This is a genomic window from Nonomuraea mangrovi (assembly GCF_042681425.1).
In the GTDB taxonomy this organism is placed as follows: domain Bacteria; phylum Actinomycetota; class Actinomycetes; order Streptosporangiales; family Streptosporangiaceae; genus Nonomuraea; species Nonomuraea mangrovi.
The window spans coordinates 763,267-776,031 of sequence record NZ_JBHUFV010000003.1; the positions used below are offsets into that span (position 1 = coordinate 763,267).

A 12,765-nucleotide genomic window follows, 5' to 3' on the forward strand; every position below is an offset into this window, starting at 1 on the left:
CCTCTCACCTCAGGCCCTCGGCCAGCGCCTTCTCGGTCGCGGCTCTGACGACCTCCGCCTGCTCGTCGGTCAGCGGCAGCCTGGGGGCCCTGCAGGGGCCGCCATGGCGACCGGCCACGTCCATCGACAGCTTGATGGCCTGGACGAACTCGGTCTTGGAGTCCCAGCGCAGCAGCGGGTGCAGCTGCCGGTAGAGCGGCAGCGCGGTCTCCAGGTCGTGCGCCATGGCGGCGCGGTAGAGGGCGACGCTGGCGGCCGGCAGCGCGTTGGGGTATCCGGCGACCCATCCCTTCGCGCCCGCGAGCGCCAGCTCCACCACCACGTCGTCGGAGCCGATGAGCACGTCGAGACCCGGGGCGAGTTCGGCGATCTCGTAGGCGCGCCGCACGTCGCCGGTGAACTCCTTGACGCCCACGATCAGGCCCTCGTCGAACAGCCTCGCCAGCACCGCGGGCGTGAGGTCGACCTTGGTGTCGTAGGGGTTGTTGTAGGCGACGATCGGCAGGCCCGCCTTGGCGACCTCCGTGTAGTGGTCGATCACGATCCGCTCGTCGGCCCGGTAGGCGTTGGGCGGCAGCAGCATGACGCTCTCGCAGCCGGCGTCGCGCGCCTGCTCGGCCCAGCGACGCGACTCGGCCGCGCCGTACGCGGCGATGCCCGGCATCACGTTGCGCCCGCCGATGGCCTTCACCGCGGTCTCGACGGTCTTGGCACGTTCCTCGGCGGAGAGCGTCTGGTACTCGCCGAGCGAGCCGTTGACGGCCACACCGTCACAGCCCTGCTCCACCAGCCATCGGCAGTGCTCGGCGAACCCTTCGAAGTCCACCGACAGGTCCTCGCGCAGCGGCAGGGCCGTGGCGACCATGATCCCGTGCCACGGCTCAACGCGGTTGCTCATCTTCAATCCTCTCAAGACAGCCGAGGGTGATCGGCTGGGCGATGGGGCGGCGGGGGGCTTGGGTGGTCGGCTCGCCCGACAGGCAGGAGACGGCGTAGCCGCACATCCGGCCCTGGCACCAGCCCATTCCTGGGCGGGCGAGCAGCTTGACCGAGCGCGCGTCGGTCGCGCCCAGCGCCAGGGCCTCGCGGACCCTGGCCATGGGCACCTCCTCGCAGCGGCAGATCAGGGTGTCGTCGGCCAGCCAGTCCTGCCAGCCGGGCCGGACGGGATAGGCCCGCTGGAGCGCGTCGGCGAAGGCCCGCAGGCGTTCGGCGCGTCTCAGCAGCACCCCTGGCAGGTGGTCCGTGGAACCGCCCGGATAGGCGAGATCGTGGGCGATGGTGAGCCCGGCGACGCGGCCCTCCAGCTCCGACAGGGCGGCGCCGCCGACTCCTGTCGGCTCTCCTGCCGCGTAGACGCGGGCGACGGTGGTGCGCTGGGCCTTGTCGACCGCCACGACCGCGCTGCCGTCGGGCGAGTGACCCGTGGCGCAGCCCAACTGGACGGCGAGCTCGATCTGCGGGACGAAGCCGTAGCCCGCCGCGACCGCGTCGCACTCCACCGTGCGCGTCGACAGGATCCGCCACTCGGGGTCGAGGCGGGCGACGGTCACGTGCGTGACCGCGGTGGTGCCGTGCGCGGCCACCACCGCGTGATGAGTCCTGTACGGCACGCGGTGCGCGGCCAGCGCGGCGCCGTACCCCATGGCCTCGCCCGCCTTCCCCGCGGCGAGCAGCGGGTGCCTGGCCAGACCGAACATGCCGTTGGCCTCGAAGACCCCCGCGACGGAGACGCCCGCCTTGGCCAGCCCTGTGGCGACGGGCAGCAGGAAGGGCCCGGTGCCGGAGACGACCACCCGCCGCCCGGCAGGCACGCCGTTGCCCTTGAGCAGGGCCTGGGCGCCGCCGGCTGTGAACACGCCCGGCAGGTCCCAGCCGGGGAAGGGCAGCGGCCTGTCGTGCGCGCCGGTGGCGATGAGCAGGGCGCGGCCGGTGAGGGTGACGGCCCGCTCGTCCCGCCCTTCCACGCAGTGGATGGTGAACGACCCGTCCTCGTCCTGCTCGACGGCCCACACCTTGTGGCCGAGCAGGACCTCCGCCCTGGATCGCAGGGCGTGGCACTGCCGTGCGAACCGGTCGGCGCCCTGGCCCGACGGGCGGCCGCCGGCCTGGTGGCGGAAGTACTGGCCGCCCAGGCGCGGGCCCGCGTCGACCAGTGCCACGCGCGCGCCGGTCTGGGCCGCGCTGAGCGCGCCGGCGACGCCCGCGGGGCCGCCGCCGATCACCACGACGTCGTAGCTCGTTTCGCGCGTCACGAGGTCGTCACCTCGTCTCCTGGCATGGCCTCGACCAGGCAGGCCCGCTGGGAGTCGCGCCCGTTGACGGTGACGAGGCAGTCGAAGCACACCCCGATCCCGCAGAACAGGCCGCGGGGCCTGCCGCCGTGCCTGGTGGTGCGCCACGAGGTGACCCCCGCCGCGTGCAGGGCGGCGCCGACGGACTGGCCGGGGGTGACCGTCACCCGCCTGCCGTCCACGGTGATCTCGAAGCTCACGCGAACCTCCCTGGGGCGAACGGGGCGAGGTCGAGGTCGGTGTCCTGCCCGGCCAGCAGCTGGGCGAGCAGATGGCCGGTGGCGGGCGCCAGGCCGATGCCGGCGCCCTCGTGACCGCAGGCGTGCAGCAGTCCTGGCACGCGCGGGTCCTGGCCGATGACGGGCAGATGGTCGGGACAGTACGGCCTGAAGCCGCAGTAGGACCTGATCACGTGTTTGTCCCTGAGCACGGGGAACAGCGCGGTCGCCTGGGCGGCGAGCCTGCGCAGCACGGGGATCGAGGTGGTGCGGTCGAAGCCGACGCGTTCCCTGCTGGCCCCGATGAGCACGCTGCCCGCGGGGGTGCCCTCGACCACCGCGGAGGTCTCCAGGTCGGCAGAGTCGCTCGCGACGTTCGTCACGTAGGCGGCGGTGTAGACCTTGTGCCTGATCAGCGGCTCGGACAGGGGCTCGGTGACGAGGATGAAGCCGCGCCTGGGCAGGATCGGCAGGTCGACGCCCGCCATGGCGGCGATCTCCCCTCCCCAGGTGCCCGCCGCGTTGACGACGGCGCCGCCGATGATGTCGCCATGGTCGGTGCGCACGCCCGTGACCCTGCCGCCCTCGCCGTCTTCGCGCAGGAAGCCGGTGACGGTGACGCCCGTCCGCAGGCGGAGCGTTCCGTGGCCGAAGCTGTCGGCACCGTGCCTGATGAGCTGAGCGGCGGCCAGCATGGGCTGCACCTGGGCGTCCTGCGGGTAGAAGACGCCTCCCGCGAGGCCCGCGGCCAGGTGCGGCTCGTAGTCGTGCAGCCCTCCAGGGGGCACGACGGTGTACTCCACGCCCTGCTTGCCCGCCAGCGCGACCAACTGGCGCTGGATCTCCTCGGTCTCGGCGACGACGAGGCCGCCCTTGGCCTCGAACTCGAACCCGCCGTGCCCTGCCAGCTCCCGCCACAGGCGGTTGGACAGCAGCGCCAGGTCGAGCTCGGGTCCCGGCTCCTTGTCGGAGACCAGCACGTTGCCCTCGCCCGCGCCTGTGGTGCCGCCCGCCACGGGGCCACGGTCCAGGACGGTCACGTCCATGCCCGCGGCGGCCGCGTAGTAGGCGCACGCGGCGCCGACGACCCCGGCGCCGATGACGATCACGTCGGACATCGTCCGCTCTCACCTCCGGCCAGTAATATGTCACATAGTCAGCCGTGCCGTCCAGCCCGGCCAGTCGTGGATCACTACCCTCACCTGCGAGGGTGGTCTCGGTGGAGGGACCGCGCACCCCGCCCCATACCATCGATGACGTGAAATCCTTGTGGCCGCCGACCGCTCGCTCGATGTCCCTGTGGGCCCTGCTCGGTGTCATCGCCAACGCCGGCATCACCGTCACGGGTGTGGCCGTGAGGGTCACGGGATCGGGGCTCGGCTGCCCGACCTGGCCCAGGTGCACACCGGACAGTTTCATCCCCGTCGCGCACCCCGAGCACAGCTGGGTCAACATGTCGGTGGAGTTCGGCAACCGCCTGCTCACCTTCGCGGTGCTCGCGGTGGGCGCGATGTGCCTGCTGACCGCGTGGCGGCTGCGGCCTCGCCGTACCGACCTGGTGCGCCTGGCGTGGCTGCAGCCCGCGGGCGTCCTCGCCCAGGCGCTGTGGGGCGGCCTGGTGGTGCGCACGATGCTCAACCCGGTGACGGTCAGCGTCCACTTCCTCATCTCCATCGGGCTGATCGCGGGCTGCTGGGCGCTGTACGCCCGCTCCCGCGAGGGCGACGCCCCTGCCAGGCGCGTCGTCCACCGCGACATCCGCAGGCTCGGCCACGTGCTGGTGGCGGCCGTGGCCGTGCTCCTGGTCGCCGGCGTCGTGGTCACGGGCACGGGTCCTCACTCGGGCGACGCGCTGGCCAGCCGTTTCGACTTCGACATCGAGACCGTGGCCAGGCTGCACGCCGACATCGTCTACGTCGTCGTCGGCCTCACCTTCGCCCTGCTGTTCGCGCTCCACGTCAGCGACGCGCCGAAGCACGCCCGCAGGGCGGCGCTGACGCTGCTGCTGATCGAGCTGGCCCAGGGCGCGATCGGCTACATCCAGTACTTCCTCGCCGTCCCCGCCTTCCTGGTCGGCCTGCACGTGCTCGGCTCGACGCTGGTGTGGATCGGCGCCCTGCGCGTGGCGACCAGCCTCAGGGTCCGCGAGGAGCTGCCCGCCGCCGCCCCCGCGGCGCCGGTCCCCCTCCCCCACTGATCGCCCACCCCCGCGGTGGGGCATATGGCACGATTGGTCCGCCACTCCCCCACCGGCGGAAGGTGCGTGTTCATGCTTTTTGCCCGTTCCTTCCGGGTTTCCCGTACGGCGCTGCGCCGCACCTACCAGGCGGCCGTGGCGCTGAGCGTTCTGGCGATCGCCCCGCTGACCTGGGCATGGCTGGGCAGCGACGACCGCAGGGTGGTGGCGGACACACCCGGCTGGCTGGAGGAGGTCCCCTCCTCCGGCACCGCCCTCGTCCTCGGCGCGGGGCTGTACGCGGGACACCCGAGCCCGATGCTGGCCAGGCGGCTCGACATCGCCGCCGAGCTCTACCGCGCGGGCAAGGTCAGGGCGCTGCTGCTGTCGGGCGACAACAGCCGCAAGGACTACGACGAGCCCTCGGCCATGCGCGACTACCTGCTGGTCAGAGGCGTCCCCGACACCGTCATCGTCCGCGACTACGCGGGCTTCGACACCTGGGACTCGTGCGTGCGCGCCCGCCAGGTCTTCGGCGCGCGGGACGTCACCGTGGTCACGCAGGTCTTCCACCTGCCGCGCGCGGTCACGCTGTGCCGTACAGCCGGCATGGAGACGTTCGGCGTGGGCGACGACTCCACCAAGCAGTGGGCGGTGACCACCTACGCCTCCGCCGCCCGCGAGTTCTTCGCCGCGGCCAAGGCGCTGGGCGACGTCGTGCTCGGCGCCCAGCCGGTCTTCCCAGGCCCGAAGGAGACCTCACTCACCGAGGCGCAGAGCCTCTCGCCGCGCGGTCCCCGAAGCGAGCCTCAAGGCGCTCAGAGCGGCCACTGACCGTCGGTGGAGGGCGCGGGGGCGCCCGGCGCGTAACCGGGCGGCGGGGTGCCGCGGGCGGCGGCCCTGGCGTGGCGCTCCGGCACGGGAAAGCCGGCCCTGGCCGCGCTCATGCACTCCAGCAGCGCCCGCTGCTCCTCGTGGAAGGTCTGGTCGTCGACGATGTGGCGGGCCGCCCGCTCGTGCAGCAGCCCCAGCTCGGTGGCGGCCAGCTGGTAGTCGCTCATCGCCCGCAATCCCGCCTTGCCGCCGTGCGCCTTGGCCCACTGCCTGGCCTGCCTGCGTCGCGACAGCGCCGACAGCATGTAGATGTCGGCCGCGTCGACCAGCCTGGTCGGCTCGTAGGGCGGCAGGTAGCGCTGCAGGAGGGCCACGATGCGCCGCCGGTCGCGGATGACCACGCCGATCAGGACGAACAGCACCGCCAGCAGCACCAGGTAGGCGATCACCAGGCCCGCGAAGCCGCCGTAGGAGGCCAGGCCGTTCCACATGCCGTGCAGCAGCATCGCGCCGATCCAGCCCGCGAGGATGACCAGGGCCCGGTCGGAGCCCGTGCGCCTTGCGGCGTAGGCGACGGCCACGCCCGTCATCGAGGTGAACAGCGGGTGCGCGAACGGCGACAGGATCCCGCGCAGCACGACCGTCACGGCCAGTCCCTGCACGCCCAGCTGGTCCTGGGCGGCGATGTAGTAGCTGACGTTCTCCGTCATGGCGAAGCCGAGCCCGACCATGCTGGCGTAGATGACGCCGTCGGTGGGCCCGTCGAGCTCGGCGCGCCTGAACCTGAGCAGGCCGAGCAGCACCAGGCCCTTCATCGTCTCCTCGACCACGGGCGCGCCGAAGGTCGCGGCGATGTTGCGCGCGCTGGCCGCCGACAGGCCGACGGTGTCGGTGATGTAGTGCAGGTTGAGCGAGTTGACCACGCCGGCCACCAGCACCGCGATGCCGGCGCCCCAGGCGTAGGCGAAGATCAGGTTGCTGCGCGGCTCCGGCTCCATCCGGTCGAGCGCGAGCACGGCCGCCAGCAGCAGCGGCACCGGCGCCATCGCCAGGACGAGGGCGACGAGGAACTGCACGGGCGCCCCGTTGAGCACGTCGAAGGAGAACGACACCAGGGCGCAGATGCCCGCCAGCACCAGACCCGCGATCAACGCGAACGACGGGCGGTCCTTGAACACCCAGCGTGGATCACGGGTCTTCATACGGTGAATGTAACGGATCGCCATAGCGCTGTCCTTCCCACTTCGAGAGCAGGTCAGGCCAGCAGCGGATCGATCGCGACCGCGAGGAACAGCAGCGCGAGGTAGGCGTTGGACCAGTGGAAGAAACGCATGGGCCGCAGGTCGACGCCGCTCTTGCCGGCGTTGAGCCTGCCCAGCAACCGGTAGATCTCCACCAGGCAGAAGGCGCCGAGCACGACGGCGACGATCGGGTAGAGCAGCGTGGTGTCCGCCACCGGCCACAGCAGCAGCGAGCAGGCCACCGTCGCCCAGGTGTAGGCGATGGACTCCAGCACGACCCTGCGCTCGGTGGCCACGACGGGCAGCATCGGGATCGAGGCGGCCGCGTAGTCCTCCTTGTAACGCATCGCCAGCGTCCAGGTGTGCGGCGGCGTCCAGAAGAACACGACGCCGAACAGGACCAGCGGCGTCCATTCCAGGCCGCCGGTGATGCCGGACCAGCCGATGACGACGGGCATGCAGCCCGCCAGGCCGCCCCACACGATGTTCTGCGACGTGCGGCGCTTGAGGATCATCGAGTAGACGAAGACGTAGAAGAGGATCGCCGACAGGTTGAGCGCCGCCGCCAGCAGGTTGGTGGTGATCCACATGCCCGCGACCGACAGGGTCCCGAGGACGATTCCGAAGACGAGCGCCGAACGCGGGGTGACCTGGTGCCTGGCCAGCGGCCGCTTGCGCGTGCGCCGCATCTTCACGTCGATGTCGCGGTCGATGTAGCAGTTGAGCGCGTTGGCGCTGCCCGCCGACAGGGTGCCGAACACCATGACCGACAGGGCCTTCCACAGCGGCGGCAGGCCTCCCGCGGCCAGGAACATGACCGGCAGCGTCGTGATCAGGAGCAGCTCGATGACCCGCGGCTTGGTCAGCGCGACGTATGCCTTGACGACCGCGGCGAAGGAGCGCGGCGCGACGGCCGCCGCGGGGGACGCGGCCTCGGCCGGCGATTGCCTGTTCGTGAGCACCGTCAAGGCGCTTCCAGCGAGTGCGGAGTCAACGCGTAACCTCTGAAGAGAGCGGAACCGTGGACGCCGAGCACCAGACGTCCTGCGAACAAACAAACTGTAGTCGCAGGGTGGGCCGGTCCGGCCAATGGGGGCACTGGGGGCCGGGTTGGTCCTCTCCGGCAAGGTCCACTCAGTTAGGGTCAGTGTGGGCGGGAAAAGCCACCAGCACCACCATGACAACTAGATTCCGGAGATCGAGCAGTTGAGCACCTTTGAATGGACCGACCTCGACAAGAAGGCGGTCGACGTCGTCCGAGCCCTGGCGATGGACGCGGTCGAGAAGGCGGGCTCCGGGCACCCGGGCACCGCGATGAGCCTGGCGCCCGCGGCATACCTGCTCTTCCAGAGGACCATGCGCCACGACCCCACGGACCCGACGTGGGTGGGTCGTGACCGTTTCGTGCTGTCGTGCGGCCACTCCAGCCTGACGCTCTACATCCAGCTCTATCTGTCGGGCTACGGCCTCACCCTCGAGGACATCGAGCGCCTGCGCAGCTGGGGCAGCCGCACCCCCGGCCACCCCGAGCACGGGCACACCGTCGGCGTGGAGACCACCACGGGCCCGCTGGGCCAGGGCATCGGCAACGCGGTCGGCATGGCGATGGCGGCCCGCCGCGAGCGCGGTCTGTTCGACCCGGAGGCCGAGCCTGGCGCCAGCCCGTTCGACCATCACATCTGGTGCATCGCCTCCGAAGGTGACATCGAGGAGGGCATCAGCCACGAGGTCAGCGCCCTGGCCGGCCACCAGAAGCTCGGCAACCTGACCGTGCTGTTCGACTCCAACCACATCTCCATCGAGGACGACACCGCGATCGCCCTGTCGGAGGACGTGGTCAAGCGCTACGAGGCCTACGGCTGGCACGTCCAGACCGTCGACTGGACGAAGACCGGCGAGTACGTCGAGGACGTCAAGGCCCTGCACGACGCCCTCGAGGCCGCCCGCGCCGAGACCGACAGGCCCTCCTTCATCAGGCTGCGCACGATCATCGGCTGGCCCGCGCCGAACAAGCAGAACACCGGCAAGGCCCACGGCGCCGCGCTCGGCGCCGAGGAGGTCGCCGCCACCAAGACGATCATGGGCATGGACCCCGCCAGGTCCTTCAACGTTCCCGCCGAGGTGCTGGAGCACGCCCGCCAGATCGCCGAGCGCGGCCGCTCGGCCCACGCCGAGTGGGAGAAGTCCTACGCCGACTGGCGCCTGGCCAACCCCGAGCGCGCCGAAGAGTTCGACCGCATCTCCCAGCGCGAGCTGCCCAACGGCTGGTACAAGGCGCTGCCGAGCTTCGAGATCGGCTCGTCGATCTCCACCCGCAAGGCCTCGGGCGACGTGCTCAGCTCGGTGGCGGGGGTGTTGCCCGAGCTGTGGGGCGGCTCGGCGGACCTGGCCGAGTCGAACAACACCACGATGAAGGGCGAGCCCTCCTTCATCCCGGAGGAGTACCAGACCAGGGAGTTCCCCGGTAACCCCTACGGTCGCACGCTGCACTTCGGCATCCGCGAGCACGGCATGGGCGCCATCCTCAACGGCATCGCGCTGCACGGCGGCACCCGTCCCTACGGCGGCACCTTCCTGGTGTTCTCCGACTACATGCGGCCCGCCGTACGGCTGGCGGCGCTGATGCAGCTGCCCGTCATCTACGTGTGGACGCACGACTCCATCGGCCTGGGCGAGGACGGCCCCACCCACCAGCCGGTCGAGCACCTGTGGGCACTGCGCGCCATCCCCGGCCTCGACGTGGTCCGTCCCGCCGACGCCAACGAGACCGCGGCGGCGTGGAAGACCGTGCTGAAGCACACCGACCGCCCCGCCGCGCTCGCCCTGACCCGGCAGAACCTGCCGGTGTTCGAGGGCACCAGCGCCGAGGGCGTCGCCAGGGGCGGCTACGTGCTGCGCGAGGCCTCCACCCGGCAGCCGCAGGCGGTGCTGATCGCGACCGGCAGCGAGGTCGAGATCGCCGTCGCGGCGCGCGACTTGCTGGAGTCCGAGGGAATTCCGACGCGCGTGGTCTCGATGCCGTGTGTCGAGTGGTTCAACGGGCAGGATTCCGCGTACCGGGAGACGGTGCTTCCGCCGACGGTCAAGGCCCGCGTCGCCGTCGAGGCGGGAATCGCGCTGGGCTGGCGGGAGTTCGTTGGAGAGGCGGGCGAGGTGGTCAGTCTTGAACACTTCGGCGCATCGGCGCCGTACAGGACGTTGTACCAGCAGTTCGGCCTGACCGCCGAGCGGGTCGTGGCCGCGGCCAAGGCCAGCCTCGCCAAGCTGGGATACGACAAGGGCGAGACGACGGGAAATTAGGACATGTCGGAAAATCTGAAGAAGCTCACCGACCAGGGCGTCTCCATCTGGCTCGATGACATCAGCCGCGAGCGCCTGCGCAGCGGCAACCTGGAGCAGCTGATCCGCGAGAAGTACGTCGTGGGTGTGACCTCCAACCCGACGATCTTCGCCAACGCGCTCAGCAAGGGCGACGCCTATGACGCCCAGCTGCACGACCTCGCCGTGCGCGGGGTCGACGTGGGCGAGGCCGTCCGCGCCATCACCACCTACGACATCCGCTGGGGCGCCGACGTGCTGCGCCCGGTCTACGACGCCACGAACGGCGTGGACGGCAGGGTGTCGCTCGAGGTCGACCCGCGCCTGGCGCGCGAGACCGAGAAGACGATCGCCGAGGCCCGCTTCCTGTGGTGGGCGGTCGACCGGCCGAACCTGCTCATCAAGATCCCCGCGACGGTCGAGGGCCTGCCCGCGATCACGCAGGCGATCTCCGAGGGCATCAGCGTCAACGTCACGCTGATCTTCTCGCTCGAGCGCTACCGTCAGGTCATGGACGCCTGGCTGGCCGGTCTCGAGACCGCGCAGGCCAAGGGCCTCAACCTGGCGACCATCGAGTCGGTGGCCTCGTTCTTCGTCAGCCGCGTCGACACCGAGATCGACAAGCGTCTCGACAAGGCGGGCAAGCCCGAGCTGAAGGGCAAGGCGGGCGTCGCCAACGCGCGCCTCGCCTACGCCGCCTTCGAGGAGGTCATGAACTCCGAGCGCTGGCAGCGCCTGCGCGCCGCCGGCGCCCGCCCGCAGCGCCCGCTGTGGGCCTCCACGGGCGTCAAGGACCCCAACTACGTCGACACCATGTACGTCGACGAGCTGGTGGCTCCCGGCACGGTCAACACCATGCCGGAGAAGACCCTCGACGCCGCCGGCGACCACGGCCGCATCACGGGCGACACCATCCGTCCCTTCTACGAGCAGGCGTGGAACACCATGGCCGCGCTCAAGGAGGCCGGCATCGACTACGACGACGTCGTGAAGGTGCTCGAGGACGAGGGCGTGGACAAGTTCGAGGCCTCGTGGAACGACCTGCTCGACAGCGTCGCCAAGAAGCTGGCCCACTGAGAATGGACGTGACCTACCGCGAGGAGGGGGTGGCCGAGGCCGCCTCCTCCGTCGCGGCGCGGCTGGCCGACGCCCCCGCCCGCCTCGCGGCGGGCGAGGCCGCCCTGTGGGGGGCGGCGGCCGAGCCCGAGGCGGCCGTCCGCCTCGGGTGGCTCACCCTGCCGCGCACCTCGCGCGAGCTGCTTCCCGAGCTCGACAAGCTCGTGGAGCGGGTCCGCGCCGAAGGCCTCGACCATGTGGTCCTGGCGGGCATGGGCGGCTCCTCGCTCGCGCCCGAGGTCATCTGCAACACCGCCGACGTGCCGCTGACCGTGCTCGACACCACCGACCCCCAGCAGGTACGGCGGGCGCTCGACGACCGGCTCGACCGCACGGTCGTGGTGGTGGCCAGCAAGAGCGGCTCGACCGTCGAGACCGACAGCCACCGCAGGATCTACGAGGAGGCCTTCAGGTCGGCGGGCATCGACCCCTCCGACCGGATCGTGGTCGTCACCGACCCTGGTTCTCCTCTGGAGCAGGCGGCGATCGAGGCCGGCTACACGATCTTCCTCGCCGACCCCGAGGTCGGGGGGCGCTACTCCGCGCTGTCGGCGTTCGGCCTGGTGCCGAGCGCGCTGGCCGGAGCGGAGGTCTCGGAGCTGCTCGACGAGGCCGAGGAGATGCTCCCCTTGCTGCGGCTGACCGAGGGCAACCCCGGGCTCGCGCTCGGCGCCGCGCTCGGCGGGGCCGCCCTCGCCGGACGTGACAAGCTGATCCTGGAGGACCAGCTCAGCGAGATCAACGGCCTGCCCGACTGGATCGAGCAGCTGGTGGCCGAGTCCACAGGCAAGGACGGCAAGGGCATCCTGCCCGTCGTCGCCGCCGAGCCGACGGGCGCGCGCGACGAACTGGTGGTCGCCATCGAGTCCGACGACGGCGACGTCAGGGTGGACGGGTCGCTCGGCGCGCAGTTCCTCGTGTGGGAGTACGCCACGGCCCTGACCGGGCTCGTGCTCGGCGTCAACCCCTTCGACCAGCCCGACGTGGCCGGGGCCAAGGACAACACCGCCCGCGTGCTGGAGCAGGCGCCGGTCGCCGCCGAGCCCGCGCTGGTGGACGGGCCCGTCGAGGTCTACGGCGAGACCCACGCCAAGGACCTGTCAGGCGTGCTCACCGAGCTGCTCCACGCCGTTCCGCGGGACGGCTACCTGGCGGTCATGGCCTACCTCGACCGGCTGGCCGCCTTCGACGCGCCCGTGCCCAAGGACGCCGACTTCGAGCAGATGACCGAGGCGTGGACGGCGGCCGACGCCCAGACGCTGCGGGCGCTGCTGGCCGTACGGACCGAGCGGCCGGTGACCTTCGGCTGGGGGCCGCGCTTCCTGCACTCGACGGGGCAATATCACAAGGGCGGGCCGGCCAACGGGGTGTTCCTGCAGATCACCGGTGCCGTGACGGCCGACGTCCAGGTTCCTGGAAAGCCCTACACCCTCGGCGAGCTGCAGCTCGCCCAGGCGCTGGGTGATCAGCGGGCGCTCACCGAGCGAGGGCGGCCCGCCATACGACTGCATTTGACCGACCGCGTAGCGGGGATCGCGCACCTGCTCGCAGCCGCACAGGAGGTCTGA

11 protein-coding genes are annotated in these 12,765 nt (G+C 71.3%); 5 read left to right on the top strand and 6 right to left on the bottom strand.

Annotated elements, in window-relative coordinates; all coding sequences use genetic code 11:
- Positions 1-4 precede the first annotated feature (4 nt).
- From ACFSKW_RS03740 to ACFSKW_RS03755, 4 genes are read right to left on the bottom strand one after another with little or no spacing between them, the layout of a single operon-like run.
- A complete protein-coding gene (locus tag ACFSKW_RS03740; RefSeq protein ID WP_379569094.1) occupies positions 5-898 on the bottom strand; it encodes a dihydrodipicolinate synthase family protein in 894 nt (297 codons plus the stop codon).
- A complete protein-coding gene (locus ACFSKW_RS03745; protein ID WP_379569096.1) occupies positions 882-2,255 on the bottom strand; it encodes an FAD/NAD(P)-dependent oxidoreductase in 1,374 nt (457 codons plus the stop codon). Before ACFSKW_RS03745 ends, ACFSKW_RS03740 begins: the two co-directional genes overlap by 17 nt.
- Entirely contained in the window at positions 2,252-2,494 is a 243-nt protein-coding gene (locus ACFSKW_RS03750) for a (2Fe-2S)-binding protein (protein WP_379569098.1), read from the bottom strand. Before ACFSKW_RS03750 ends, ACFSKW_RS03745 begins: the two co-directional genes overlap by 4 nt.
- Positions 2,491-3,630 carry an NAD(P)/FAD-dependent oxidoreductase gene (locus ACFSKW_RS03755; RefSeq protein WP_379569100.1) on the bottom strand — a complete coding sequence of 380 codons (1,140 nt, stop codon included), beginning with the start codon at positions 3,628-3,630 and terminating at the stop codon, positions 2,491-2,493. The genes ACFSKW_RS03750 and ACFSKW_RS03755 overlap by 4 nt, the downstream gene beginning before the upstream one ends.
- 140 nt (positions 3,631-3,770) lie before the next feature.
- Here ACFSKW_RS03755 and ACFSKW_RS03760 point away from each other — a divergent pair, with 140 nt between their 5' ends.
- Complete coding sequence (locus tag ACFSKW_RS03760) at positions 3,771-4,709, top strand: COX15/CtaA family protein (RefSeq protein WP_379569102.1); 939 nt, start codon at positions 3,771-3,773, stop codon at positions 4,707-4,709.
- A 72-nt stretch (positions 4,710-4,781) separates the two neighbouring features.
- Positions 4,782-5,522 (top strand): SanA/YdcF family protein, encoded by a 741-nt coding sequence (locus ACFSKW_RS03765; RefSeq protein ID WP_379569104.1) that lies wholly within the window; start codon positions 4,782-4,784, stop codon positions 5,520-5,522.
- Here the strand turns inward: ACFSKW_RS03765 and ACFSKW_RS03770 are convergent.
- Complete coding sequence (locus ACFSKW_RS03770) at positions 5,507-6,724, bottom strand: PrsW family intramembrane metalloprotease (RefSeq protein ID WP_379569105.1); 1,218 nt, start codon at positions 6,722-6,724, stop codon at positions 5,507-5,509. The genes ACFSKW_RS03765 and ACFSKW_RS03770 overlap by 16 nt on opposite strands.
- 53 nt (positions 6,725-6,777) lie before the next feature.
- The gene (locus ACFSKW_RS03775; RefSeq protein WP_379569107.1) at positions 6,778-7,731 is read right to left on the bottom strand and encodes a heme o synthase; all 954 of its coding nucleotides are present in this window, start codon (positions 7,729-7,731) and stop codon (positions 6,778-6,780) included.
- 238 nt (positions 7,732-7,969) lie between these two features.
- Here ACFSKW_RS03775 and tkt point away from each other — a divergent pair, with 238 nt between their 5' ends.
- Genes tkt through ACFSKW_RS03790 form a run of 3 tightly spaced genes read left to right on the top strand, consistent with a single transcriptional unit; the run spans position 7,970 to position 12,765 of the window.
- Positions 7,970-10,063, top strand: coding sequence for a transketolase (gene tkt / locus ACFSKW_RS03780; RefSeq protein ID WP_379569109.1), 2,094 nt, complete (start codon positions 7,970-7,972; stop codon positions 10,061-10,063).
- Positions 10,064-10,066: 3 nt separating this feature from the next.
- Complete coding sequence (gene tal, locus ACFSKW_RS03785; RefSeq protein ID WP_379569110.1) at positions 10,067-11,158, top strand: transaldolase; 1,092 nt, start codon at positions 10,067-10,069, stop codon at positions 11,156-11,158.
- Positions 11,159-11,160: 2 nt separating this feature from the next.
- On the top strand, positions 11,161-12,765 hold the full coding sequence (locus ACFSKW_RS03790) for a glucose-6-phosphate isomerase (RefSeq protein ID WP_379569112.1): 1,605 nt from the start codon (positions 11,161-11,163) through the stop codon (positions 12,763-12,765).